The 25,362-nt window shown below is 69.4% G+C and carries 25 protein-coding genes and 1 tRNA gene; 5 read left to right on the forward strand and 21 right to left on the reverse strand.

Annotation, left to right across the window (positions count from 1 at the left end; translation table 11 throughout):
* Positions 1-2,490, reverse strand: a 2,490-nt coding sequence (locus IFT89_RS11930; protein ID WP_202939066.1) for a chromosome segregation SMC family protein, incomplete at its 3' end; no start/stop codon positions are given.
* 149 nt (positions 2,491-2,639) lie between these two features.
* Between IFT89_RS11930 and IFT89_RS11935 the strand changes: the two genes are divergently transcribed.
* The gene (locus IFT89_RS11935; RefSeq protein ID WP_202939067.1) at positions 2,640-3,722 is read left to right on the forward strand and encodes a GNAT family N-acetyltransferase; all 1,083 of its coding nucleotides are present in this window, start codon (positions 2,640-2,642) and stop codon (positions 3,720-3,722) included.
* Between the two features lie 3 nt (positions 3,723-3,725).
* On the opposite strand, the gene mutM is transcribed toward IFT89_RS11935, so the two are convergent.
* The 6 genes from mutM to IFT89_RS11965 all read right to left on the reverse strand — a co-directional run bounded on the left by mutM (position 3,726) and on the right by IFT89_RS11965 (position 8,876).
* A complete protein-coding gene (gene mutM, locus IFT89_RS11940) occupies positions 3,726-4,616 on the reverse strand; it encodes a bifunctional DNA-formamidopyrimidine glycosylase/DNA-(apurinic or apyrimidinic site) lyase (protein ID WP_191940866.1) in 891 nt (296 codons plus the stop codon).
* Positions 4,600-5,277, reverse strand: coding sequence for a ribonuclease III (gene rnc / locus IFT89_RS11945; RefSeq protein WP_086473824.1), 678 nt, complete (start codon positions 5,275-5,277; stop codon positions 4,600-4,602). Before rnc ends, mutM begins: the two co-directional genes overlap by 17 nt.
* Before the next feature lie 91 nt (positions 5,278-5,368).
* Positions 5,369-5,578, reverse strand: a complete 210-nt coding sequence (gene rpmF, locus IFT89_RS11950) for a 50S ribosomal protein L32 (protein WP_056006932.1) — start codon at positions 5,576-5,578, stop codon at positions 5,369-5,371.
* A gap of 3 nt (positions 5,579-5,581) precedes the next feature.
* Complete coding sequence (locus tag IFT89_RS11955; RefSeq protein ID WP_071261222.1) at positions 5,582-6,094, reverse strand: YceD family protein; 513 nt, start codon at positions 6,092-6,094, stop codon at positions 5,582-5,584.
* A gap of 111 nt (positions 6,095-6,205) precedes the next feature.
* Positions 6,206-6,688 carry a pantetheine-phosphate adenylyltransferase gene (gene coaD / locus IFT89_RS11960; RefSeq protein ID WP_064296302.1) on the reverse strand — a complete coding sequence of 161 codons (483 nt, stop codon included), beginning with the start codon at positions 6,686-6,688 and terminating at the stop codon, positions 6,206-6,208.
* 19 nt (positions 6,689-6,707) lie between these two features.
* Positions 6,708-8,876, reverse strand: a complete 2,169-nt coding sequence (locus IFT89_RS11965; RefSeq protein WP_194644417.1) for an ATP-dependent DNA helicase RecG — start codon at positions 8,874-8,876, stop codon at positions 6,708-6,710.
* Between the two features lie 71 nt (positions 8,877-8,947).
* On the opposite strand from IFT89_RS11965, the gene IFT89_RS11970 reads away from it, so the two are divergent.
* Positions 8,948-9,520, forward strand: a complete 573-nt coding sequence (locus tag IFT89_RS11970) for an RsmD family RNA methyltransferase (RefSeq protein WP_192005133.1) — start codon at positions 8,948-8,950, stop codon at positions 9,518-9,520.
* Between the two features lie 64 nt (positions 9,521-9,584).
* Here the strand turns inward: IFT89_RS11970 and thiL are convergent, their stop codons facing one another.
* A complete protein-coding gene (thiL, locus tag IFT89_RS11975) occupies positions 9,585-10,601 on the reverse strand; it encodes a thiamine-phosphate kinase (protein WP_192018141.1) in 1,017 nt (338 codons plus the stop codon).
* A gap of 25 nt (positions 10,602-10,626) precedes the next feature.
* Here thiL and IFT89_RS11980 point away from each other — a divergent pair, with 25 nt between their 5' ends.
* Positions 10,627-11,118 (forward strand): DUF3515 family protein, encoded by a 492-nt coding sequence (locus tag IFT89_RS11980; RefSeq protein WP_138946803.1) that lies wholly within the window; start codon positions 10,627-10,629, stop codon positions 11,116-11,118.
* Between the two features lie 20 nt (positions 11,119-11,138).
* Here the strand turns inward: IFT89_RS11980 and IFT89_RS11985 are convergent, their stop codons facing one another.
* From IFT89_RS11985 to IFT89_RS12035, 11 genes are all read right to left on the reverse strand, one after another.
* On the reverse strand, positions 11,139-12,230 hold the full coding sequence (locus IFT89_RS11985; protein WP_192018143.1) for a D-alanine--D-alanine ligase family protein: 1,092 nt from the start codon (positions 12,228-12,230) through the stop codon (positions 11,139-11,141).
* The gene (locus tag IFT89_RS11990; RefSeq protein ID WP_229938610.1) at positions 12,133-13,224 is read right to left on the reverse strand and encodes an NAD(P)H-dependent glycerol-3-phosphate dehydrogenase; all 1,092 of its coding nucleotides are present in this window, start codon (positions 13,222-13,224) and stop codon (positions 12,133-12,135) included. Before IFT89_RS11990 ends, IFT89_RS11985 begins: the two co-directional genes overlap by 98 nt.
* Positions 13,225-13,261: 37 nt before the next feature.
* On the reverse strand, positions 13,262-14,002 hold the full coding sequence (locus IFT89_RS11995; RefSeq protein ID WP_202939068.1) for a lysophospholipid acyltransferase family protein: 741 nt from the start codon (positions 14,000-14,002) through the stop codon (positions 13,262-13,264).
* Positions 14,003-14,008: 6 nt separating this feature from the next.
* Positions 14,009-15,379 carry a UDP-N-acetylglucosamine 1-carboxyvinyltransferase gene (gene murA, locus IFT89_RS12000; protein WP_064296294.1) on the reverse strand — a complete coding sequence of 457 codons (1,371 nt, stop codon included), beginning with the start codon at positions 15,377-15,379 and terminating at the stop codon, positions 14,009-14,011.
* Between the two features lie 19 nt (positions 15,380-15,398).
* Entirely contained in the window at positions 15,399-15,995 is a 597-nt protein-coding gene (leuD, locus tag IFT89_RS12005; RefSeq protein ID WP_194601395.1) for a 3-isopropylmalate dehydratase small subunit, read from the reverse strand.
* Positions 15,995-17,491, reverse strand: a complete 1,497-nt coding sequence (gene leuC, locus IFT89_RS12010; RefSeq protein WP_085510608.1) for a 3-isopropylmalate dehydratase large subunit — start codon at positions 17,489-17,491, stop codon at positions 15,995-15,997. Before leuC ends, leuD begins: the two co-directional genes overlap by 1 nt.
* A 192-nt stretch (positions 17,492-17,683) precedes the next feature.
* A complete protein-coding gene (locus IFT89_RS12015; RefSeq protein WP_202939069.1) occupies positions 17,684-18,793 on the reverse strand; it encodes a DUF4333 domain-containing protein in 1,110 nt (369 codons plus the stop codon).
* Positions 18,790-19,710, reverse strand: coding sequence for a hypothetical protein (locus IFT89_RS12020; RefSeq protein WP_202939070.1), 921 nt, complete (start codon positions 19,708-19,710; stop codon positions 18,790-18,792). Before IFT89_RS12020 ends, IFT89_RS12015 begins: the two co-directional genes overlap by 4 nt.
* A complete protein-coding gene (locus IFT89_RS12025) occupies positions 19,707-20,762 on the reverse strand; it encodes a trypsin-like serine peptidase (RefSeq protein ID WP_202939071.1) in 1,056 nt (351 codons plus the stop codon). The genes IFT89_RS12020 and IFT89_RS12025 overlap by 4 nt, the downstream gene beginning before the upstream one ends.
* Positions 20,763-20,926: 164 nt before the next feature.
* A tRNA-Glu gene (locus IFT89_RS12030) sits at positions 20,927-20,999 on the reverse strand.
* Positions 21,000-21,107: 108 nt separating this feature from the next.
* The gene (locus tag IFT89_RS12035) at positions 21,108-22,010 is read right to left on the reverse strand and encodes a diacylglycerol/lipid kinase family protein (RefSeq protein WP_202939072.1); all 903 of its coding nucleotides are present in this window, start codon (positions 22,008-22,010) and stop codon (positions 21,108-21,110) included.
* An 83-nt stretch (positions 22,011-22,093) separates the two neighbouring features.
* Between IFT89_RS12035 and IFT89_RS12040 the strand changes: the two genes are divergently transcribed.
* The gene (locus IFT89_RS12040) at positions 22,094-22,732 is read left to right on the forward strand and encodes an MBL fold metallo-hydrolase (protein ID WP_086473586.1); all 639 of its coding nucleotides are present in this window, start codon (positions 22,094-22,096) and stop codon (positions 22,730-22,732) included.
* 10 nt (positions 22,733-22,742) lie between these two features.
* Here IFT89_RS12040 and IFT89_RS12045 read toward each other — a convergent pair whose 3' ends face one another.
* On the reverse strand, positions 22,743-23,837 hold the full coding sequence (locus IFT89_RS12045) for a fatty acid desaturase family protein (RefSeq protein WP_085510601.1): 1,095 nt from the start codon (positions 23,835-23,837) through the stop codon (positions 22,743-22,745).
* A 374-nt stretch (positions 23,838-24,211) separates the two neighbouring features.
* Between IFT89_RS12045 and IFT89_RS12050 the strand changes: the two genes are divergently transcribed.
* Positions 24,212-24,415 (forward strand): cold-shock protein, encoded by a 204-nt coding sequence (locus tag IFT89_RS12050; RefSeq protein WP_056006986.1) that lies wholly within the window; start codon positions 24,212-24,214, stop codon positions 24,413-24,415.
* A gap of 171 nt (positions 24,416-24,586) precedes the next feature.
* Here IFT89_RS12050 and IFT89_RS12055 read toward each other — a convergent pair whose 3' ends face one another.
* Positions 24,587-25,288, reverse strand: coding sequence for an SOS response-associated peptidase (locus IFT89_RS12055; RefSeq protein WP_079705628.1), 702 nt, complete (start codon positions 25,286-25,288; stop codon positions 24,587-24,589).
* Positions 25,289-25,362: the final 74 nt, after the last annotated feature.

Consider the following 25,362-nt stretch of genomic DNA (forward strand, 5'->3'; position numbering starts at 1 on the left):
GGCCTGGCGCGCACGGATGACGGCACGCCGAGCCGCCTCCTCCGCTGCCGCCTGGTCGGCCTGCCGCTGCCGCTCGAGGTTCGCGACCGCGAGGTCCTCCGCCCGCACGCGTTCGCGCGCGGTCTCGAGGAGGAGGCGGTGCTGCACTTCGGCCTCGCGCGCCGCGTCCAGTTCGGCGGAGAGCCCATCGCGTGCCGACACGTCGAGGAGCGGTCGTGGACGCGCGCGAGCGGTGTCGTGGTCCAGCTTGGCCCGCTCCACGGCGGCAGCGGCGTCGGCGACGGCCGCCTCCGCCGTCCCGGCAGCGACGAGCAGGCGGTCGTGTTCGGCCTGCGCGGATTCGTATCGGACCGTGACCCGGTTCACGCGCTCAGCCTGTGAGGCACGGTTGGCGTCGAACTCGCGGAGGGCGCTGAGCGCCGCCTGCGCGGTCTGCTTCGCCTCCTGCAGGATCGTGCGCTGCTCAGCCAGTGCGAAGCGCGCCCGTTCGATGAGCGACTCGACCTCGCCGTGTCGATCGGCTGCCGCATCGCGTTCGGCCAGCAGTTCGATGCGGCTCTGCGCTCCGCCGCTCCCCCCGCGGACGATGCTGTCCGTGACGACCGCCCCGTCACGGGTCACGAGGGTGAACGCGCTGAGCGACGGGCCGAGTCGGTCGTACGCCGCGATCGCGTCGTCGAGCGAGTCGACGACGAGGACCGATGCGAGGATCCCCAGCACGCCAGGAGGGGCCTCCACCAGCTCGGCAGCCGAGGTGAACCCGGCGGGCGCGTCCGGGACGTCTCGTGCAGCGTCGGCGATGACGATCTCGACCCGGCCGAGATCCTGCTCGGCCGCGTGATCGAGCGCCCGACGGGCAGCGTGCCGGTCGACGGCGACGGCGGCCTCCGCGAGCGTGCCGAGCGCTGCGGCCACAGCCGACTCGTGGCCGGGTCGGACCTGCACCCGGTCCGCGACGATCCCCTCGATCCCGTCGATCCCGCTCGCAGCGAGTTCGGCCGAGCCGGTCTTGAGGTCGAGGGCGCGCGAGAGTGCACTGGTCTTGGCCCCGAGCGAATCGCGTTCACGTTCGAGGGTGTGGAGCTGCTCGCGCAGGCCCTCGATCTCCCCTTCGGCCTCCGCTGCGCCGCGTTGAGACGCCTCGTAGGCGTCGTCGAGTCCGGAGTCGGCGGCGTCCGCCAGGGTCGGGTCGTCCTCGAGCGCCTCGTACTCCAGCCGTGCGGCGTCCAGACGGAGGGCAGCGGCGTCGATCGCGTTCTGCTGGCGCAACGCCTCGCCACGGACCGCGGCGAGTTTGGACCCGGCTGCGTCGACGGCGCCCGCGAGCTTGGAGAGCTCCAGGTCGTGTCGTGACACGAGCGCGCTCTGCGCCGCGATCTCGACGTCCACCGCGTCGAGTGCGGCGCGCTTCGCGCGGGTGTCCGCCTGCGCCTCCTGCAACGCGCGCTCCGCGTCGGCGACCGCCACCCGCAGTCCGTCGATCTCCGCGGTCGCGTCGGCGACCATCTGCTTCGTGATCCGGGGTTCGGCGGCCGTCGCGTCCGTCGAAGAGCCGAGGAGTGCGAGCCGCTGATTGGCGAGCGTGTACAGGTTCCGGAGGCGCTCCTGCACGCTCTCGAGCTCGAAGGTGATCCGGCGGGCGTCGTCGACCGCGTCGCCGAGTTGCGCCTGCTCGATCCGGTTGATGCGCAGTTCCGCCTGTTCCAGCTGCTCCTGGAGGACGAGGCGCTCGCTGTGGCGCTCGCTCTCCGACCGGTTGTGCTCGTCGAGGGAACGCCGGAGGCCCACGACGTCGTCCGCCAGGATCCGAGCGCGGGCGTCGCGGACGACCGCGGCGATCGTCTGCGCCTCCCGGGCGATCTCCGCCTGACGGCCGAGCGGCTTCAGCTGTCGACGGATCTCCCCGGCGAGGTCGCTCAGCCGCGTGAGGTTGGTCTGCATCGCCTCGAGCTTCCGGAGCGTCTTCTCCTTGCGTCGGCGGTGCTTCAGGATGCCGGCCGCCTCCTCGATGAAGCCGCGGCGCTCCTCGGGCGTCGCCCGCAGCACCGCGTCGAGCTGTCCCTGCCCGACGATGACGTGCATCTCGCGGCCCAGCCCGGAGTCGCTCAGGAGCTCCTGGACGTCGAGCAACCGGCACGTGTCGCCGTTGATGGCGTACTCGCTCCCGCCGTTGCGGAACAGGGTGCGGCTGATCGTCACCTCGGTGTACTCGATGGGCAGTGCGCCGTCGCTGTTGTCGATGGTGAGCGTGACCTCGGCTCGACCGAGCGGGCCCCTGGTCGACGTGCCGGCGAAGATGACGTCCTCCATCTTGCCGCCGCGGAGGGTCTTCGCCCCCTGCTCGCCCATCACCCAGGCGAGCGCGTCGACGACGTTCGACTTGCCGGAGCCGTTGGGACCCACGACGCAGGTGACGCCCTGCTCGAACGCGAAGGTGGTGGGGTGCGCGAAGGACTTGAACCCTTTGAGCGTCAGGCTCTTCAGGTACACGCGCACCTCCTCTCCCGCGTCGCGGATGCTGTGCACTACGGTAGCGAATCCGCGGACGGACGAGGGACACCACGCTGTGCCGGCCCCCCGGGGCGGTCGTACCATGGACCGCATCACCCAGGACGGTCTGGTGTGGGAGGGAGGCGACGATGCGCGTCACGATCGACGAAGTGGAGATCCCGGCGTCCGGGAGCTCAGCCGTGTTCGAAGCGGTCCAGGAGGTCGCGAACACGCTCGAAGCGGAGATCTGGTCCACCGACGACTTCGCCCTGACCTCCGCCATGACCCTTCCCGAGTACCGCGACCAGCGGTTTCAGCGACGAGTCCTGCTCGCCGCCGTCCTCGACGGCCGTGTGGTCGGTCGCGGCTGGCTCGGGTATGGCACCGAGGCCGACGCGGTGACGGCCTCCCTGGACGTCGGTGTCCTCCCCGACGCGCGTCGTCGTGGGATCGGCACAGCGCTCCTGTCGGAGCTGGAGCGACGGGCCCTCGCGGCCGGTCGCCCGACGGTGACCGCCTTCACCCAGCACGCCGTCGACGACATCCCGGCCGACGAACCACTCCTCGGTGCGAGCGTCGGCGAACGGGCGATCCCTGCGAACGCCGCGGCGAGCCGGTTCATGCTCGATCGTGGATACGCCCTCGCCCAGGTCGAGCGGACCAATCGCTGCGACCTCGCCTCGATGCTCGGGGAGCTGCCGGACATCGTCTCGACGTCGACCGCCCGAGCCGGACATGAGTACCGCCTCGTGCACTGGGTGGACCGCACCCCCGACGAACTGCTCGGCTCGCTCGCCACAGCCCGCGAACACATGGCCACCGACATCCCGGCCGCCGATCTGAAGCTCGACCCCGAGGTCTGGACGCCCGAGCGGGTCCGCGCCCGCGAGGACCAGCTGGCGGCGTCTGGCGACCACGCGATCGTCGTCGCCGCCGTCCACCGCGACAGCGGCACGGTCGCCGGGTACAGCGAGCTCGTCCTCGGCGAGGGCAAGGAACACGCAGAGCAGTGGGACACGCTCGTGCTCGCCGACCACCGCGGACACGGCCTCGGACTCTGGATGAAGGCGGCGAACCTCCTCGCACTCGCCGATCAGGCACCCGAGCGGTCCCGGATCTACACCTGGAACGCCGACGAGAACGCGCACATGCTCGCGATCAACGACCGACTCGGTTTCCGCATCGTCGGCTACTCCGGAGAGTGGCAGCGCCGACTCCCCCGCAGCGACTGATCGTCAGGTGCGGCGCTGGCACACGGGACAGCGGTGCGAGCCCCGGTTCATGAACTGCTCGCGGACGATGAGCGTGCCGCAGCGCGCGCACGGTTTGCCCTGCCGGCCGTAGGCGTTCAGGCTGTGGGCGAAGTACCCCGCCTGACCGTTGACGTTCACGTACTGGGCGTCGAAGCTCGTCCCGCCCTCGGCGAGGGCCTTGGCGAGCACGGAGCGGACCTCTTCGAGCAGCCGGCCGGCGCGTCCGAGCCCGAGACGGGCGGTCTCCTGCTCGGGGTGGATGCGCGCCGCCCAGAGCGACTCGTCCGCGTAGATGTTGCCGATCCCGCTGACCAGGGTCTGATCGAGGAGCGCCCGCTTCACACCGGTGCGTTTCTCGCGCAGTCGTCGGAGGAAGACGGCGTCGTCGAAGGCCGGGTCCATCGGGTCGCGGGCGATGTGCGCGACCTGGTCGGGCACCATCGCGACCTCGTCGCCGAACCCACCTGCGGCTCCGTCCGTCGTCGGGACGAGCGCGGTCACTGCCATGGAGCCGAAGATCCGCTGGTCCACGAAGTGCAGCCAGAGCTCGCCGTGCTCGGGATGCTCCAACTGCAAGCGGATGCGCAGGAGTCGGTCGGCGTCATCGCCAGGTGACCGGAGCAGCATCTGCCCGCTCATGCCCAGGTGACCGACGATCGCCTCATCGTCGTCGAGAGGGAACCAGAGGAACTTCCCGCGTCGGACGGCCGATCGGATGGTCCGCCCCGTCAGCCGTGCGGTGAAGTCGGCGACACCACTCGCGTGGCGGCGCAGGGAGCGTTCGTCGAAGACCTCGACGCCGGCGATCGTCGCCCCGCTGACGGCGGGCTCCAAGCCGGCGCGGACGACCTCGACCTCAGGGAGTTCCGGCACTGATCCTCGACCAGGCTTCCAGGGCCGCCGCCATCTCGGCGTGCTTCTTGCTCGTGCCGGAGCCCGTCGCTGTGACCGCGGTGCCCACGGTGACCGTCGCGACGAATCGTCGGTTGTGGTCGGGGCCGGAGCTGGCGATCTCGTAGACGGGCGCCGGCGCACCGATGGCCGCGGCGGCCTCCTGGAGGCTCGTCTTCGGGTCCATCGCCGCGCCGAAGCGCTCAGGGTTCTCGAGGAGGGGGTTCACCAGGCGCAGGACGAGTGCCGTCGCGGCGTCGGGACCGGCCGACAGATACGTCGCGCCGATGACGGCCTCCATCGTGTCGGCCAGGATGGACGCCTTGTCGCGGCCACCGGTCTGGTCCTCGCCCTTGCCGAGCTTGATCCGCTCGCCCAGCCCGATTGAACGTGCGACCTCAGCGAGCGCGATCGTCGACACGAGGCTCGCACGTCGCTTCGCCAGCTGGCCTTCGTCGAGGTGCGGGAAGTCGCGGTAGAGCATGACGGTGACGGCCTGCCCGAGGATCGAGTCGCCGAGGAACTCGAGGCGCTCGTTGTGCGGGAGTCCACCGTGCTCGTACGCGTACGAGCGGTGCGTCAGCGCCAGGTCGAGCAGCTCGTACGAGACGTCGACACCCAGTTGCCGTGCGAAAACGACCACACCGGGATCGGTCTCCGATGCGGAGCCGATTCCGGTGTGGTCGGAATGATTCGTGTTCACGCTGTTCGAACGCGGACGTTCAACGCGCGGATCAGACGTCTGCGACCTTGCGGCCCTTGTACTCGAGGTACAGGGCGGTGCCCTGCGAGTCCTCGACGACCTTGGCGCGGTGCGGCAGGCTGTACGTGACGCGGCCGTTCTCCACCGTCTTCACGAGCGTTGGCACGGCGGCCTTCCACTGCGAGCGACGCGAGCGGGTGTTCGAGCGCGAGACCTTCCGCTTCGGGGGGTTTCCAGCCATGATCTATCTCTCTTCTGTGTCTGCAGCGGCGCGCTGGGCGCTGCTGGCGTCTGTGTCAAGTACGGAGTCTGAGGACAAGCCCGCGAGCGCAGACCAGCGAGGATCTGCGACGTCGTGAGGGTGTCGTTCCGGACGTTCGGCCAGCCGCTCACCGGTCTCGGGGTCGAGTCCGGGGCAATCCGGCTGGCACACCGGCTGAAACGGTAATGCGAGAACTACCGCATCTCTGACCAGAGGTTCAAGATCCACGTGGTCGTCGTGAACCTCGAAGTCAGACGCTTCCGAATCAGGATACGCGAAAAGTTCCTGAATCTCGACTTCGACAGGCAGTTCGATGTCGCGGAGGCACCGTCCGCACTCGCCGGTCGCCAGTGCGTCGACGTCGACGGTCACGAGGATCCCCTCATGCACGGACTCGAGACGCACCTGCTCGGAGAGCGTCGTGCCCTCCTGGACGGCGACCAGACCCTCGCCCCAGCGCTCGGCGAGCACCACCTCGAGGTCGTGCTCGCGCATCTCCCCGGGACGGTTCACCAGATCGCGCACGTTGACGCTGAACGGCGAATTGTTCGTTCTCTTCCTAGTCACGATCGACGATTCTACGCCGAACCCGACCGGGAGGACGCCCTAGCCCTCCTGGAGGAAGGTCGCCACCACCTGCGGGACGTACGGACTGACATCGCCACCGAGTGCGGCCACCTGCCGGACGAGTGAACTGGAGACGTGCGCGTGCGCGGGATCAGGCAGGAGGAAGACCGTCTCCACGCCGGCGAGGCTGCGGTTCATGATGGCCATGGGCGTCTCGTACGCGACGTCGACCTGCGAGCGGATGCCCTTCACGAGCACGCTCGCGCCGACGTCCGTGCAGTAGTCGACGAGCAGGCCGACGTTCCACTGCGCGACGACGATGTTGTCGGGCAACCCGCCGTCGGCGATGGAGCGCTCCAGCAGGGACACCCGCTGCGGCATCGGCAGCAGCGCGGACTTGTCGGGGTTGTGCACCACCAGCACGTGCAGTTCGTCGAAGATGCGCGCCGCCCGCTCGATGACATCCAGGTGACCGAGGGTGACTGGGTCGAACGATCCGGGGACGACGGCGATCCGCTTCATGCCGCCAGCCTATCGGTGCTCAGTTCTTGGCGAGCGCGGCCCGGTCGGATTCGTCGAGGCGCCGGCGGAGCGCTTCGGCCAGCACCGGGTGGTCGGCGAGGTCGGGATCGGTGTCGAGGAGTTCGGCGGCATCCGCCCGCGCCTCGATGATGACCTCGCTGTCGTGCACGACCCGGAGCAGCTTGAGCGAGGACCGCCCGCCCGACTGCATGCTGCCGAGGACGTCGCCCTCGCGCCGCAGTTCGAGGTCGACCTGCGCGAGGTCGAAGCCGTCGAGCGTCGCGGCCACCGCGTCGACGCGCTCGCGTGCGGTGCTCTCCGCCTCCGCCGCGGTGACGAGCAGACACAGACCCGGGACGCCGCCTCGGCCGACGCGTCCGCGGAGCTGGTGGAGCTGCGACACCCCGAAGCGCTCCGCGTCGAGCACGACCATCGTCGAGGCGTTGGGGACGTCGACGCCCACCTCGATGACCGTCGTCGCGACGAGCACGTCGATCTCACCGGCCGCGAAGGCCCGCATCGTCCGGTCCTTCTCCTCCGCGCTCATCCGGCCGTGGAGGACGTCGATGCGTCGGGACGCGAGCAGCGGGTGGGTACGCAGCTGCTCCACCGTGGTGAGCACGGACGCGATCGGGCGCGCCGGGTCGGCGTCCTCCTCGAGTTCCTCACCGGGCTCGACCTCCTTGGCGTCGATCGCCGGGCACACCACGAACCCCTGCCGCCCCTGCGCGAGTTCCTCGGCGAGGCGCTCCCAGACGCGGGAGATCCACCGCGGGTGATCAGCCAGGGCGACCACGAAGCTCTCGATCCCCTGCCGGCCGCGCGGCAGCTCCTTGATGATGCTGACGTCGAGGTCGCCGAAGACGGTCATGGCCACGGTCCGTGGGATCGGCGTCGCGGTCAGTACGAGGACGTGCGGCGGTGTGCGTCCCTTCTGACGGAGCTGGTCGCGCTGCTCCACGCCGAAGCGGTGCTGTTCGTCGACGACGACCATCCCCAGATCAGCGAAGGTCACGGCGTCACCCAGCAGCGCGTGCGTCCCGATCACGATCCGGGCCTGGCCTGCGACGATCCGCAGCAGCGCCCGTTTGCGATCGGAGGTCGGCAGCTGGCCGGTGAGCAGCGTCGGCATGAGCTCGGCCGAGAGGTCGGGCCCGAGCGAACGGACGATCGACCGCAGGTGCTGCGCCGCGAGGACCTCGGTGGGCGCCAGGAGCACCGACTGTCCCCCGCTGTCGGCGACGGCCGCCATGGCCCGGAGGGCGACGAGCGTCTTGCCCGAACCGACCTCGCCCTGGACGAGCCGGTTCATCGGATTGGGCTGCGCGAGGTCGGCCGCGATCTCCGTGCCGACCGTCTGCTGGTCGCCGGTCAGCTCGAACGGGAGCGCGGCATCGAGGCGCTCGAGGTAGCCGCCGGCTTTCGGCACGCGGGGTTCGGCCGCCAGGGCACGGGTGGCCGCGCGCTGCTGGAGCAGGGCCGTCTGCAGGAGGTACGCCTCCTGGTACCGCAGACTGCGCCGGCCACGCTGCCAGTCGCGGTCGACCGCCGGGCGGTGCACCGCCCGGATGGCGGCGTCGAAGGAGAGCTCACCCCTCGCGGCACGGACCGACCGCGGGACCGGGTCCTCTTGCGGCGGCAACGCGTCGAGGACCAGTTCCACGGACTGCCTGAGGTTCCAGCTCGTGATCGTGCTCGTCGCCGGGTAGATCGGGATGGGCGCCTCCGACCACGCCTTCGCCTGGGCGTCCGCGAGCGCCGGTGCCTCGGCGTCGTCGGGGAAGAGCTGGTACTGCGGATGTGCGAGCTGGTAGCTGCCGCGGTAATCACCGACCTTGCCGGCGAAGATGCCGCGGAGTCCGGGCCGGAGTTCGTTCGCCCGCCACTTCTGGTTGAAGAACGTGAGGTTCAGGCGGCCCTGGCCATCGGAGATGACCACCTCGAGGATGGAGCCCTTGCGCTGCTTCATCTCCCGGTCGCGGACCTCGACCACGTCGGCGACGATCGTGACGTCCTCCCCGAGTGGCAACTGGCCGATGGCCGTCAGTTCACCCCGACGCGCGTAACGGCGTGGATAGTGCTCGAGGAGGTCGCCGACGGTCTCGACACCGAACGCCTTCTGCAACGCCGTCGCCGTGCGACCGCCGAGGACGCCACCGAGCTTCGTGCCCAGCTCGATCCCCGTCATGCCGTCGATTCTATTCGGCACCTCGGACACCGCGGTTCGCCCGGCTCCGCGCGGCCTGCGAGGATGGGACCATGGCCGGCATCAGGATCATCTCGGGTTTCGCCGGATCACGCACGATCCGGGTCCCGGGCAGCGGGACACGACCGACGAGCGATCGCGTCCGCGAGGCGCTCTTCTCCGCGCTGGAGGCCCGCGACGTGATCGCCGGCGCCGAGGTGCTCGACCTGTACGCAGGCTCGGGGTCGCTGGGACTCGAGTGTGCCAGCCGGGGTGCCGCGGTCGTCACCCTCGTCGACCGAGGGTCGGAGGCGGCGAAGCTGTGTCGCGACAACGCGAAGATCGTGACCTCGGCAGCACCTCGCGGTGCGGCACCACGCATCACGGTGCACGCCAAGTCGGTCGGCGCCTACCTGTCCGGGGCGACGGTCCCGTCCGACCTCGTCTTCATCGATCCCCCGTACGACCTCCCCGAGGCGGAGCTCACGGCCAACCTCGCCGCGCTCGTCGGTCTGGTCACCGACGACGGGCTCGTGCTCGTCGAGCGGAGCTCACGCTCGCCCGAACCGACCCTTCCCCCAGCGCTCGAGGTCCTGCGGAAGAGCACCTACGGCGAGACCGTCGTCTGGTGGATCACGCCGGTCTGAGTCAGCGCGTCACGGTCACCGCGTCACCGCACGGTCCTCGCGCCACAACGGCCGGGAACACCGCTCAACCGGACGCGTCGTCCCAGTCGCGGTAGGGGTCCCAACCGGCGCGACCGTCGTAGGCCAGACCGTCGACGAGGACTCCGGCACCGGTCCGGGCCGTGCCGATGGTCCGGAAGCCGGTGGGGATCGTGGTGGCGGCCGGGAACGTCGCCAGGAGGGAGTGGTCCTCGCCGCCGGCGAGGGCGAGCGCCACGTCGGCACCCAGGTCCTCGGCCCGGAGGTCGATCGCGACCCCACTCGCCCGCGCGAGGCGACCGGCGTCGAGCGCGAGCCCGTCCGACAGGTCGAGCATCGCCGTGGCACCGGCGACGGCGGCGACGACACCGGCGGCGATCGGTGGCCGTGGCGCGAGTTGTGCCTCCACCTCGACCCGGTGATCGCGTCGCAGGCCGGCCGCTGCCTCGACCGAGGGCACGCCGTCGGCGTCGACCCCGCGTGAGAAGAGGAGTCGCAGGCCTGCCGCAGCCGAACCCAACTCCCCCGCGACCGCGACCACGTCGCCGGGTCGCGCTCCGTCGCGTCGGACGGGGGCACGACCCTCGAGGTCGCCGAACGCCGTCACCGCGATCATGAAGACGTCGGACACGGCCAGATCGCCTCCGACGACACCGCAGCCGGGCGCGAGCTCGGCACAGGCGTCGCGCAGTCCGTCTGCGAACCCGTCGAGCACGGCGACCGGCAGGTGCTTGGGCATGGCGAGTGCGACGACGAGTGCCGTCGGACGCGCCCCCATCGCCGCGACGTCCGCCAGGTTGCTGGCCGCAGCCTTCCACCCCAGGTCGTGGGCGCTCGACCATGCCAGCCGGAAGTCCGGCCCATGGATCATCGTGTCCGTCGTGACGACGAACCGACCGTCCGGCGCCAGGACGACCGCGGCATCGTCACCCGGCCCGAGGAGTTCGGCGTCGGCGTGCGGCAGGCGAGGGAAGATGCGCTCGAGCAGCTCACCCTCGGCGAGGTCCCCGACACAGGGCCCTACGGTTCCGTGATCGTCGGACGCGCTCCCAGACTCGTTCATGGGATCAACGGTAGCCTGGTGGGCGATGTCCCCGATTCGTGTGCTCCTCGCCACCGCCCTCGCCGCAGCCGCAACCCTGGCCCTCGCCGGCTGCGCGCCCGCCGTCGCGCTCGAACCCGCCGCCGATGCGAACAACCCGCAGTGCGCGGAGGTCACGGTGCGTCTGCCCGACGTCGTCGCCGAGCTGCCCGAGCGAGGGACCGACGCCCAGGCCACCGGCGCCTGGGGCGATCCCGCGACGGTCCTCCTGCACTGCGGCGTCGCGATCCCCGGCCCGACCACGCAGCAGTGCCAGTCGGTGAACGGCGTCGACTGGATCATCGACGACGCCGACGCGCCGAACTACCGGTTCACCACCTTCGGGCGCACGCCCGCGGTCGAGATCGTGCTCGACGGCGACGCCGTCGCCAGCAGCACCGTCCTGGCCGATCTGGCGCCTGCCGTGTCCGTGCTCCCGGTCACCGGGAAGTGCACCGCACTCGGCGACGCCGACCTCCCGATCCCCACCGACGGCTGACCGTTCCGGCGCCGCTGCGTTCAGGAGCGGGCGCGCGCGACCTCGATCAGCTCGGTGATGAGCTCGGGGTAGCTGAGCCCCGAGGCCAACCAGCAGCTCGGGAACATCGAGATTGGGGTGAACCCCGGCATGGTGTTGACCTCGTTGACGACGAAGCCGTCCGCGGTCAGGAAGAAGTCGACCCGGGCGAGCCCCGCGCAGCCCAACGCCTCGAACGCCCGACGAGAAAGGTCCTGCATCTCCGACAACTGCTCGGGACGAAGATCGGCGGGGCAGACGAGCTCGATACCGGGGGCGTCGAGGTATTTCGCCTCGAAATCGTAGAAGTCGCGTCCGGTCACGACGACCTCGCCGGCCACCGAGACCCGAGGTGGCTCGCCGGGGAGGGACTCGAGGACCGCACATTCGACCTCGCGGCCCACCAGACCGGTCTCGACGAGCACGGTCGAGTCCTCGGCGAGGGCCAGTTCGATCGCCGCACGGAACGCGTCCGGCGTCGACACCTTCGACACGCCGACGCTCGAACCGGCTCGCGCCGGCTTCACGAACGCCGGTGACCCGAGCGATCCGAGCGACGCGAGCACCTCCTCGGGTGCCGTGGCCCAGTCGTGGGCGGTGAACCGCACCCACGGGGCGACGGCGATCCCGGCGGCCTGGAGCACCGTCTTCGTGAAGTGCTTGTCCATGCCGAGGGAGGACGCGAGGACGCCGGAGCCGACGTACGGGAGGTCGACGAGCTCGAGCATGCCCTGCACGGTGCCGTCCTCGCCGAACCGACCGTGGAGGATCGGGAAGACGATGTCGATGGGGCCGAGGGTGAACGGGACGCCGTCCTCCCCGACGACGGTCAGCTCACGGCTGCCGATGCGCTCAGGCCAGCGCACGGCCGGCCGCGAGGGGTCGACCTCCGGCAAGTGCGCGGGGTCGAGCGCGTACCGGCTCGGGTCGTCGACCTCGAGGACGTACGAGCCGTCGTGGGCGATCCCGACCGGGTAGACGTCGTACCGTTCGCGGTCAATCGCGGCGAGGACGCCGCCCGCCGTTGCGCAGCTGATCGAGTGCTCGCTTGAACGGCCTCCAAAGAGCACCACCACTCCGGTCTTGTGCGTCATCGTTGCTTCTCTCCCCCTGGGGTTCGTCGTCGTCGGTCGTGAGGTGCGGTGCGATGTCCTTCGGGTCGAGCGTGCCGTCGAGCACCTGCTTGACCTGTTCGACGATGGGCATCGCGACCCCCTTCGCCTTGGCCAGCTCGAGCACCGGCGCCACGGACGCGAGCCCCTCCGCGGTCTGCTGCATCTGTTTGACGACGTCGTCGAACTGATACCCCTGGCCGAGGAGACGCCCCGCCGTGTTGTTGCGGGACAGCGGCGACTGGCAGGTCGCGATGAGGTCGCCGAGCCCGGCCAGGCCCGAGAGGGTCTCCGGCTGCGCGCCGTGGGCCACCGCGAAGTCGGTCATCTCGACCAACCCGCGCGTGATGATGGAGGCCTTCGTGTTCTCGCCGTAGCCGACGCCGTCGACGATGCCGATCGCGACGGCGATGAGGTTCTTGAGCACACCGCCGAACTCGGTGCCGATGACGTCGGTGTTCACGAAACTGCGGAAGTACCGGTTGCGCGCGAGGAGCGCGACCGTCTGCGCCGTCTCGAGGCTCTCCGAGGAGATCACGGCGGCCGTCGGCTGCTCGCGGGCGATCTCGAGCGCGAGGTTGGGGCCCGAGGCGACGGCGATGCGTGACGGGTCGATGTCGAGGGTCTCGCGGATGACCTCGCTCATCCGGGATCCGCTGCGACGCTCGACGCCCTTCATGAGCGAGACGACGATGGTGCCGTCCTCGAGGTGCGGGCGGAGCGCGATGAGGTTGTCGCGCAGGGACTGGCTCGGGACGGACAGGAACACGACCGAGGCACCGCGCACGGCGTCGACCATGCTCGCGGTCGCCGTCATCCGCATCGGCAGATTGATCCCGGGCAGGTAGTCGCTGTTGCGCTTGGCCTCGGTGATCTCGCGGGCGAGCTCGGGCCGTCTGGCCCACATGACCACGTCGGAGCCACCGTCTGCGAGGATCTTGCCGAACGTCGTGCCCCAGCTGCCCGCTCCGAGCACGGCGACCCTCGTGGCGGCCGGTGGTTGCGGAACGTTCCTAGGACTCAAAGCGGCCTGTCTCCTTCTGCTGGTGTTTCGAGGGATCCCAACGCTCCGTGGGAGCTTGGGCACCGCGCAGTTCCTCGCAGAGGGCGGTGATGGCCTGCATGACGACCTCGGTCGCCTCGTTCAGCGTCTTCGAGTCTAGCTGCCGCCCGGCGAAGGCCGAGAGGTCCACCGGCTCGCCGATGGCGACCTCGACGCGCTTCCGCAAGGGGAACACCCGCAGCTTGCCGTACCGGGGCATGACCTCCTGCGTGCCCCAGTGCGCCGCGGGGATGATCGGCAGGCCGTGCGTGAGGGCGATCCGGACCGCGCCGGTGCGCCCGCGCATCGGCCACAGGCCCGGATCACGGGTGAGCGAACCCTCGGGGTATACGACGACGCCCTGACCGCGTTCGGTCAGGTGTGCTGCAGCGCTGACCGGGTCCATCCCGCGGGCGGAACCCTCGCGCTCGACGGGGATCTGGCCGGACTTCCGCAACAACCCCCCGACCACCGGGACCTTGAACAGACTGCCCTTCGCCATGAAGCGGGGCTGTCGCCCGAGCCGCCAGACGGCCACGCCCATGATCAGCGGGTCGAACTCGCTGTCGTGGTTGGGCGACAGGATGAACGGCCCCTCCTGCGGCAGGCGTTCGCCGTGCCGGACGCGGAGCTTGACGAGAGCACTGAACGGCGGGATCGCGATCGACGACAGCAACCAGTAGATCGACGGCCTCGACCGTTCCACCCCCACGGCGGACTACTTCGTTTCGAGGACGAAGTCAGCACCGAGCTGCTGGAGCTTCACGATGAAGTTCTCGTACCCACGGCTGATGATGCCGACGTTGCTGACCGTCGACTTGCCCTCGGCGGTGAGCGCCGCGATGAGGTGGCTGAAGCCACCGCGGAGGTCGGGTACCTCGATGTCGGCACCGTGCAACGGAGTCGGTCCGTTGATCACGGCGGCCTGCTCGAGGTTGCGCCGCGGCACCCGACGAGGCGTACCCGACAGCCCGTTGGGGTGCACGACGATGTTCGCGCCCATGGTGTTGAGCGCGTCCGTGAAGCCGAAGCGGTTCTCGTAGACGGTCTCGTGGACGATCGACTCGCCCGTCGCCTGCGTCAGCGCGACGATGAGAGGCTGCTGCCAGTCCGTCATGAAGCCGGGGTGCACGTCGGTCTCGATGACCACGGGCTTCAGCTCCTCCTTGCGGTAGAACCGGATGCCGTCGTCGGTGATGTCGAACCCGCCACCGGCCTTGCGGAAGATGTTGAGGAACGTCATCATGTCCTGCTGCTTCGCGCCGCCGACGAAGACGTCGCCGTCGGTCGCGAGCGCGGCCGACGCCCAGCTCGCGGCCTCGTTGCGGTCGCCGATGGCCGTGTGGTCGTACCCCTCGAGCTTGTCCACGCCTTCGATGAGGATCACGCGGTTCGGCTCGTAGGAGATGATCGCGCCCATCTTCTGGAGGACGGCGATGAGATCCATGATCTCCGGCTCGATCGCCGCACCCTTGAGTTCTGTGGTGCCCTTGGCACGGACCGCCGTGAGCAGGACCTGCTCCGTGGCGCCGACGCTCGGGTACGGGAGATGCACCGTCGTCCCGTGGAGACCGTTCGGGGCCGAGAGACGGATGCCCTGCGGGAGCTTCTCCACGACCGCGCCGAACTTGCGGAGCGCGTCGAGGTGGAAGTCGATGGGGCGGTCGCCGATGCGGCAGCCTCCGAGGTCGGGGATGAACGCCGCCCCGAGGCGGTGGAGCAGCGGCCCGCAGAACAGGATCGGGATCCGGGAGAAGCCGGCGTGCGCGTCGATCTCCTCCATGTGGGCGGACTCGACGTTGGTCGGGTCGAGGCGGAGCTCGTTCGGGTTCTCGCCCTCCGTCACGTCCACGCCGTGGATCTCGAGCAGGGAGCGGACCACCCGGACGTCGCTGATGTTCGGCACGTTGCGCAGGACGCTGACGTTCTCGCCGAGCAGCGACGCCACCATCGCCTTGGTCACGAGGTTCTTGGCACCCTTGACCTCGATGCGGCCCCGGAGCGGGATACCGCCGTTGATCGTGATGCGGTCGACATCGAGTCCGACCGACGAGCCTGCCGCCTGTGACGCCTGGACGAGTGAATTCAAACCGGTACCTACTGCCTTGCTACTTGACGGGAATGGTGCGGGGCAGCCAGTTCGGCCGCCGGGCTTCGAACGCGGTGATCTGCTCCTCGCTACGGAGCGTCAGCCCGATGTCATCGAGTCCTTCGATGAGCCGCCACCGAGTGTAATCGTCGACCTGGAACGAAACCGTGAGATCGCCGACCGTGATGGTGCGGGAGATGAGGTCGACGACGGAATCCGCGCCTGGAGCGGCCTCGATCGCAGCCCAGAGCTGCTCGAGCTCCTCCTCCGTGACCTGGGCGGCCAGGAGGCCCTGCTTGCCGGAGTTCCCGCGGAAGATGTCGCCGAAGCGGGACGACACGACGACCTTGAACCCGAAGTCGCGCAGCGCCCAGACGGCGTGCTCACGCGACGACCCGGTACCGAAGTCGTGCCCGGCGACGAGGATGCTCGCGCCCTGGTAGGCCGGCTGGTTCAGGATGAAGTCGGGGTCCTGGCGCCATCCGGCGAAGAGTGCGTCCTCGAAGCCCGTCTTCGTGACCCGCTTCAGGTAGACGGCGGGGATGATCTGATCGGTGTCGACGTTGGAGCGCCGCATCGGAGCGGCGACGCCGGTGACGGTCGTGAACTTGTCCATCAGGCGTGCACGCCTTCCTGCTCGGTGGCCGCGTGTCTGCCGGGCTCGACCTCGAGATCGGCCGGGCTGGAGAGCGTGCCTCGGATGGCGGTCGCCGCGGCGACGAGCGGTGAGACGAGGTGCGTGCGGCCGCCCTTGCCCTGGCGACCCTCGAAGTTGCGGTTCGACGTCGAGGCGCAGCGCTCCCCCGGAGCGAGCTGATCGGGGTTCATCCCGAGGCACATGGAGCATCCGGCGAACCGCCACTCCGCACCGAAGTCGGTGATGATCTTGTCGAGCCCCTCGGCCTCCGCCTCGATCCGAACCCGGGCGGAACCCGGGACCACCATCACTCGCACACCCTCGGCCTTCGTGCGGCCCTCGATGACGGATGCGAACGCCCGCAGGTCTTCGATCCGGCTGTTCGTGCAGGAGCCCATGAAGACCGCGTCCACCGGGATCTCCTTCATCGGGGTACCGGCTTCGAGTGCCATGTACTCCAGCGCGCGCTCGGCGGCGGAGCGCTCGTTCGGGTCGGCGATGGCCGCGGGGTCGGGAACGTTCTCGCTGAGCGAGACGCCCTGGCCCGGGTTGGTGCCCCAGGTGACGAAGGGTTCCAGCGCGTCGGCGTCGAGGAAGACCTCGGCGTCGAAGGCGGCGCCTTCATCGGTCGCGAGGGTGTCCCAGTAGGCGACGGCTTCGTCCCAGTCGGCTCCGGTCGGAGCGTGCGGGCGGCCCTGCAGGTAGTCGTAGGTGATCTGGTCCGGGGCGACCATGCCGGCACGGGCACCGGCCTCGATCGACATGTTGCAGATCGTCATGCGGCCCTCCATGGAGAGCGCACGGATCGCCGAGCCGCGGTATTCGAGGACGTAGCCCTGCCCGCCGCCGGTGCCGATCTTCGCGATGACGGCGAGGATGATGTCCTTCGCGGTCACGCCCGGCCGCAACGTGCCTTCGACGGTGATCGCCATGGTCTTGAACGGCTTCAGCGGCAGCGTCTGCGTGGCCATGACGTGCTCGACCTCGCTGGTGCCGATGCCGAAGGCCATGGCCCCGAAGGCGCCGTGGGTCGAGGTGTGCGAGTCGCCGCAGACCACCGTGATCCCGGGCATCGTGAGGCCGAGCTGCGGCCCGACGACGTGCACGATCCCCTGATCGAGGTCGCCGAGGGAGTGGATCCGCACCCCGAACTCCGCGGCGTTGCGACGGAGGGTCTCGATCTGCGTGCGGCTGGTGAGGTCGGCGATCGGCTTGTCGATCGCGAGCGTCGGGGTGTTGTGGTCCTCGGTCGCGATCGTGAGGTCGACGCGACGCAGCGGCCGGTCGGCCAGGCGGAGACCGTCGAAGGCCTGCGGGCTCGTCACCTCGTGGACGAGGTGCAGGTCGATGTAGATGAGGTCGGGCGTGCCGTCCTCACCCTTGACGACGAGGTGGTCGTCCCAGACCTTCTCGGCGAGCGTGCGCGGGTGCTCGGGAATGCTCGGGACGGACGGATCGGCGTTCAGCTGCGACATGTCGTGGAATTCCTTCAAACGATGAGTGGTCAGGCGTCAGCGACCTCCGCGACGAGGGAGCCTGGAACTAGGCCTCGTCGCGGCTGGGAAGGAGGAGCAGCCCGGACAACATTCGCCCAGCGTACCACCCGGTCCGTGGCGGAGACGTCGGCACCGTCGTCGCTCGCGGGGACGCCGGTGCCGACATCCCAGCTACTTCGGCGCGTCGATCCCGACGCGGTACTGCCCCTGGTCGTTGATGACCTCGACGGCCACCGGGTAGCTCTTCGCGTTGTACGAGAACGTGCACTCGAACTGGGTCCCGGTCGTGGCCGGCTGGTCACTCGGGCACTCGACCTTCTCGACGTCTGCGAGGCCGAAGTCCTGCTTGAGCACCTCGGCCACACCGGTCTGCACCGAGCCGCGGTCGAGCATCGGCGTGAACAGGCGACCGACCGAGAGGAGGGTGAGCGGGACGGCGATGAGCGATGCGGCGACCGCACCGATGAGCACGCCGATCCAGAGCTTGCGCCCGAGCGGCTTCCGGGCGGGTTTCCGGCTCGCATCAGGCTGCTGGCCCGCGACGCCGTACTCGGGGCCGGGACGGAACGGACCGGTCTGCTGTGGACCGGACTGCGATCCTTGCTGTTGCGGACCTGGCTGGAACGGGCCGGTCGGGTGCTGCGCCTGTCCCGGACCGAAGGGCTGTGGCCCGGTCGGGCGTGCCTGACCGTAAGGAGGTTGACCCTGCGGCCCCTGAGGCTGGCCCTGCGGCGCGCCGAATGGACGTCCCTGTGGAGCCTGGCCGGGGGCCCGACCCTGCTGAGGACCCCCGGGCGCGTGACCGGGCTGACCAGTCGATGTCGGGGGCCGGAACCCGTCCGGACCGCCTGGCCGCCCCTGCTGCTGCGGCTGCTGGTTCGGGCCTGCGTTCGAGGGCCGCTGCTGCTGCACCCACGGCTGCCCACCGGGCGCGCCGGCGAACGGCGCTCCAGGCTGGGTGGGCGGCTGCGGCGCTGGACCGTTGGACTGCTGCCCTGGGGCGTCTCCCTGCGGACGGGGCCCTCCGCCGGCCTGACCAGGCGCGGACAGCTGAGACGGGCCGTTCTGCGACGGGACGCCCTGCGGTGGTCCGTTCTGACCCTGCGGCGCGCCGTTCTGGGGTGCACCGTTCTGCGGCGGCGTCTGACGCTGCGGGCTGCCCGGTCCGAAATCCAGGCGGGGTGCGTCCGGGTCGGGGAATCCCGGCGGCTGCTGGTCGGGGCGCAGGGGGCCGCCGACCGGGGGCTTTCCGAGGTCCTCGGGTTTCTGGTCGTCGGTCATTTCCTCAACTCCTCGATCCGATCCCAGAACGCGGCCTGATCGGCCGCCGGGATCACCGTCACGTCGAATCCTGATGGTGCGGTCGGCAGGTCTTCGAGCGTCGACGTGCCCGACACCTCGAAGCCGGCCTGCAGCTGCAGCTTGGTCTCGCTCTCGACCGTCCCGCTCAACTCCATCTTCACGAGGCCGCCTTCGGCGTTCTGGAAGATCGTCACCGGCAGGAGGGTCGCCAGGTCGTCCTCGCTGAACGACGACACGAGGTCGTCCGGGAGGTCGAACAGCGTCCCGACGGCCAGCACGCTCTCGAGGCTCGCGCTCGTCGAGATCTGCGAGGAGCCGTCGTTCCGCATCGAGACCACGACGCTGCTGAGCGCGCCGTCCCCCGAGCTGCGTGTCGTTTCGACCGCGGTGTAGATGTCGCAGGCGATGGAGATGCCCGGGTAGACACAGGCGGGTCCGAGTGAGCCCTCGGCGTCCTCCTCGGCCACGTACTGCGTCTGGACGGCCACCCACTCCGTCGGCGCGAGCTCCTTGAGTTCACCGCCGAGCAGCAGGAGGTCGTAGTCGACCCCCGCCTGGTGATAGATGTCGACGGTGTCGCCGTCGGCGGAGCCCTTGTCCTGGCTGAACGAGGCGGTCGGGTCGCCGAAGAGGACCACCGAGTCGTTCTCGTGCGACTCGAGGTCTCCCGAGACGGCGTGGACGTATGCCGACCCGATCACGTCCGGCGCCTGGCCGATCTGGGCCGACAGCAACTCGAACCTCGCCTCGGCGAGATCCTGCATGTAGCTCTGCTGGGCGGCGGCGTCGGGGAACGCCGATCCTGGCGTCGTGCAGGCGCTCAAGGCGAGCGCGGCGCTCCCGGCCAGAGCCAGGGCACCGATCCGCCGTCGCGTCATGCTGGTGCGGGCGGTCATGAACCCTCCGCCAGAGCGTCGTTGTACAGCGTGAGCGCCCGCTGTCCGAGGACGGGGCCCTCGAGCCAGGAACCGTCGCCGCGCGAGGTGACCGAGGTGACGTACCCGGCACCGGTGGCGGGATCCAGCCGGGTGAGCCAGCCGCCGCCCGAGCAACCCGGGGTCATGAGGCAGTCGACCCGGTATCCGGCATAGCCCTTGGTGGCGGCCTGGCTCGCGCAGTAGCGCTGCGACTGTCCGTCGAACGGGGCGGCGGACGGGTAGCCGATCACGGTGATGCCCTCAGGCGGGGTACCGAAGGAGATGCCCTGACCGCCGGTCACCTCCTGGATCTTCTGGCCTGCGGCATTCGGGGCGAGGCGGATGAAGGCGAAGTCGTAGGCCCAGCCGTTGCCGCTCGTCGCACCGCTGGCGTCCGAGGTCGCCTCACTCGTGAACTCGTCGGGGACGTAGGTGCTGACCCCGGCCCACTGCCCGTAGGGCTGGGTCTGGCCGTTGGCCGCGTCGGCCGGGATGAAGATGATGTTCTCGGCGAGCTGTTTGCCGTACGTGTCCCAGACGCAGTGGCCTGCCGTCAAGACGAGGTCCATGGTCGGGGCGTTGACGACGCTCGCGGAACAGACGTAGGTGGCGCCGCCGATGGAGAAGTACAGACGTCCCTGCGTGGCCGCCGCCAGCCCGGTCGCCGGGTACGGGTCGCCCGCCGCTGTCGGGGCGATGGCCTTGACGTCGACGTCGGGACCGACGCCGGTACTCGGGTGCACGACCACGCCGGTGGCCTGGTCGCCCGTGAGCGTGTCCTCGCCCGGCTTCAGGTCCGGTGCGGTCGCTCCCCCGAACTTGTCGTCGGTCCAGTAGTCGTTGACCTCCTGGGGACTCGCGTCGAAGTCCTTGCGCAGGGTGTCGTCGGTGCCGCCGTCGACGTCGACGACGGGGCCTGCACCGCCGGCTACGGGCTCCCCCGTCACCGGGATGGAGCACCCTGTCAGCAGGGCGGCGAGGATCAGGACTGCGGCTGTCGCCGGAGCGCGGCGCTTCTGCTTCACGGTCACCCGGCCAAGCTAGCACGCAGCGGCACTCGGCGAGATCGGTGCGGGCCCTGCCTTCCGCGCATCCCGGAGAGCCTGCGTGGACCTCCCGGGGCACGCTCGAGCCGCCAAATGAACGAAGCCCCGCTCCCTGATGACTCAGGAGAGCGAGGCTTCGTTCGGTGTTGTGACCCCAACGGGATTTGAACCCGTGCTGCCGCCGTGAGAGGGCGGTGTCCTAGGCCGCTAAACGATGGGGCCGTAAGCAACGGATATGAGTATGCCATACGATTTCGAGCCGTACAAATCGAGGCCACCAGCGGCATCCGACGGGCGTGTCGCGCGGTGGCCGCGGTCGGGCGAACCGGCTCAGGCGAGCACGCGGAGGGCACCCGGGACCACGTCGATCGTGACCGGCGGCGGACCGATCCGCTCCCCGTCGGCATAGGCGGTGACACCGTCCGCGGCGATCGAGACCGAACGGACCCGAGACAGTCGCACGATGTCGAGATCCGTGTGGGCACCAGAGAAGACCTTGGGGAACAGCCGGAGGAACCGGAACCGTGACACGGGTGCGACGATGAACAGGTCGAATCGGCCGTCGGCGAGGTCCGCCTGCGGCGCGATGAGCATGCCACCACCGATCGAGGTGTTGTTCGCGACGGCGAGGAGGACGGCATCGACCGTCTCCGGCGCCCCGTCCACGGTCAGCTCGTACCGGCGAGACCTCAGGGCCAGGAGCTCCCGGAGGATCGCGATCGTGTACCGGCTGCGCCCGCGCGGACGTCGCATGCGGTTCGCCCGCTCGTTCACGAGGGCGTCGAAGCCTGCGGACACCGCACCGACGAACCAGGTCGTCCGCTCGCCGTCCGTCACCGTGCCGGCGTCGATCACGCGCGGCTCGCCCTCGAGCGCACGGAGCAGGGACGCGATCGCGGCCGCGGGATCACCCAACGGGATCCCGAGTCCCCTGGCGATGTCATTGCCCGTACCGGACGGGACCACGCCGAAGGGCAGGCCCGAGTCGCGTACCGCCTCGACGGCCAGACTCACCATGCCGTCGCCTCCGACGACGACGAGCGCGTCCAAGCCGGCCTCGATCGCAGTCTGCACCGCGCTTCGGAGCTGCCCGACCGTCTGCTCCTGCAGGCGGACGGCGCGGTGCCCGGCCTGCTCGAGGGCGTCGAGCACCATCGGGCCCACGGCTCGGGTCGATCCGAACGACGCGGTCGGGTTGATGGCGACGCCGATGCGTCGGGGCTGCGTGGTCACCTGCCGATTCTGACAGGCCCACAGCGGGTGGACACCCGGACCACCGGGTTGCCCCCGGCGCTCCCACGGTATTCACTCGTCCTATGAGACTCACGAAGTTCGAACATGCAGCATTCCTCCTCGAGACGGACGGCGCCAAGCTGATCGTCGACCCGGGTGCGTTCACGTCCCCGATCTCCGATGTGGAGCACACCGCGGCGGTCCTGATCACGCACCTGCACCCCGACCACTGGACCGCGGAGCACCTCGACCGCATCCTCGCCGCGAGCCCGGAGGCCGTCCTCTACGGACCGGCCGGTGTCGCCGCCGCCGCGGACGGCTATGACATCACCGTCGTCGCCCCGGGAGACGTGGTCGAAGCCGGGCCGTTCACGCTCCGCTTCTTCGGCGGGACCCACGCGGTCATCCATTCGTCGATCCCGGTGATCGACAACGTCGGCGTCCTCATCAACGACCTCGTGTACTACCCCGGCGATTCCTTCACCGTCCCGGAGGGCGTCGACGTCGACCTCTTGGCCGCGCCGGCGGGTGCACCGTGGATGAAGATCTCCGAGGGCATGGACTTCGTCACCGCCGTCGCACCGAAGCGCGCGTTCGGGACGCACGAGATGGTGCTCTCCGGGCCGGGGCAGAGCATGTCGCACGACCGCCTGCAGTGGGCGACCGAACAGGGCGGCGGGACCTACTACCCGCTCGCCCCGCTCGACACGCTCGAGGTCTGAGACCGGTCGACTACCGGCGGCGGAAGTTCGCCGCCGCCGGGCAGTCGAACGGGTCGCGGGCTGAGAGGCCGACCCGGTTGAGGTACTCGATGACGATGGCGTAGGACTGCAGCAGGGTCGTCTCCGTGTACGGCACCTGCTGGGTCTCGCAGTGCTCCCGCACGATGACGCGAGCACGGGCCAGAGCCGGGCGAGGCATGCTCGGGAACAGGTGGTGCTCGATCTGGTAGTTGAGGCCGCCCATGAAGGTGGCCATGCCGAAGCCGCGGACGTTGCGCGAGGTCAGCACCTGCTTGCGGAGGAAGTCGAGCTTCATGTCGGCCGGGATGATCGGCATGCCCTTGTGGTTCGGCGCGAAGGACGCACCCATGTAGACGCCGAAGACCGCGAGTTGGACGCCGAGGAACGCGAACGCCATGCCGACGGGCAGGAAGAGGAAGATCGCTGCCAGGTACAGACCGACGCGGGCGACGATCATGCTGATCTCGGCGGCGCGGCCGTCCACCTTGCCCGGACCGAAGAGGGTCTTGAAGGACAGCGCGTGGAGGTTGATGCCCTCCAACATGAGGAGGGGGAAGAAGAGGTAGCCCTGCTTGCGGGTGATCAGCGCCTGCAGGCCCTTGGCCTTCGCCGCGTCCTCCTCGATGAAGGAGATCGTGTCGATCTCGATGTCGGGGTCCTTGGTGACCTGGTTCGGGTTCGCGTGGTGGCGCGTGTGCTTCGTCATCCACCACGAGTAGCTGATACCGACGATGCCCGCCGCGAGGAAGCGTCCGGCGCGGTCGTTCGCGCGGCCCGACTCGAAGACCTGACGGTGCGAGGCCTCGTGGGCGAGGAAGGCGAACTGGGTGAGGATGATGCCGAGCGCGCCGGCGATGAGCAACTGGAACCAGGACTCGCGGAGTAGGACGAACCCGGTGACGCAGCCGAGGAGCGCGATCACGAGGAACGAGAACGTGAGGATGTAGAACGTGCGGTGGCGGCGGAGGAGCCCCGCTTCGCGAACCGTCTTCAACAGCGACGAGTAGGAGCTGGTGACGTTCGCAGCGCCGGGCTTGCGGGGGCTCGTGGCACGAACCGGGCCGAGGATGGCTTCAGTTGACATGGGCACTCCGGAGGAATCGTGTCGACTTCCCAGCCGGGGCGATGAGCGGATGCTCGGACGAGCGCGAGCTCTGCAGATGGCCACAGCCTACGGTCGGTGTCTGAAGAATCACCCCACATCACGACATCCGACCCCAGATCAGGCCGCTTACCCGCCAGATGTCGAGAAAAGACGCAGAATTGGCCAATCCGTTACGTGTTCGGCTGCCGTTTCGAGCCGAGATGGGCTAACGTGGATCGAAGTTGTTGTGTTGCGCAGGTATTTCAAGCCGCGTTTCCACCGATGGATACGCTGCTTTTCTGAGGAGCGAGCAAAGAACACCGCGACGAACGGGCCCGAAAGTCGGGAACGGTCACTCATGAAAGAGGAAATACATGTCAACTGGAACTGTGAAGTGGTTCAACGCCGAAAAGGGCTTCGGATTCATCACTCCTGACGACGGCAGCGCCGACGTCTTCGCACACTTCTCCGCCATCGCGACGAGCGGCTACCGCTCGCTCGAGGAGAACCAGAAGGTCGAGTTCGAGACCAACCAGGGCCCCAAGGGCCTGCAGGCCGAGAACATCCGCCCCCTCTGATTCTCTGATCAGTCGGAGCTGACGATCCGAGCGGCCGGTCATTCCAGCCCTCGCGTCTGAGACACCGAGAACCGCCCCTGACGTTCGCGTCAGGGGCGGTTCTGTGTTTTCGGGCCAGCCCCCGGTATCCCCGGGGCAGTTCGGTGCCTCCGGGCGACGCTCCTCCTGCGGCTACTCCTGGACGGGGAGGATGAGCTCCGGTCCATCACCCTGCAACGGCGCCACCCGGTGGAAGACGAGCTGCTCCGCGACGTCGGTCGCTGCGGACACCATCTCGTCGACCTCGTCCTGATCGGCCTCGTGGTGCGGATCGAGCCAGGCGTCCCAGCATTCCGGAGGCAGCGTCACCGGCGTCCGTGGGTGCAGCTCCTGCAAGGGACCGACCGCCGGCCGCGTGAGGATGGTCGCGCTCAGCACCCAACGGCGCGGGTCGTCGTCCGGTAGCGAGCGGTCGCGCCACCACGAGTAGAGGGCCGCGAAGACGATCGGTTCACCACCCGCGGTCTGCACGTAGTACGGGGTCTTCGTCGCGCCCTCGGTGTGCCACTCGTAGTACCCGGCAGCAGGCACCAACGCGCGCTTCTGTTTGACCGATGGCGCGAACGTGGGCTTGGTGGTGACCTCCTCCGCGCGAGCGTTGAAGGTCGGGTACTGACTCTTCAGCTCGGTGGCGAACGACGGCACGAGTGACCACCGCGCCGATTCGAGCCGGCGGACCACCGGCCCCGTCTTCACCGAGTCGAGGATGATCGGGATCTGCTCGGTCGGGCGCACGTTGTACGAGGGCCCGGGCAGCTCGGCAGCCGCGTGGTCGATGTCGAAGAGCTCGATGAGTTCCTCGGTGGATTCGGTCACGACGAAACGTCCGCACATGGGCCCAGCGTACCGGGCGCCGCTGACACCGCGGACCGCGTGTCGGTGGGATGCGGGACCATGGTCGAGTCATC

Source organism: Plantibacter sp. CFBP 13570 (genome assembly GCF_014841395.1).
GTDB classification, from domain to species: domain Bacteria; phylum Actinomycetota; class Actinomycetes; order Actinomycetales; family Microbacteriaceae; genus Plantibacter; species Plantibacter auratus.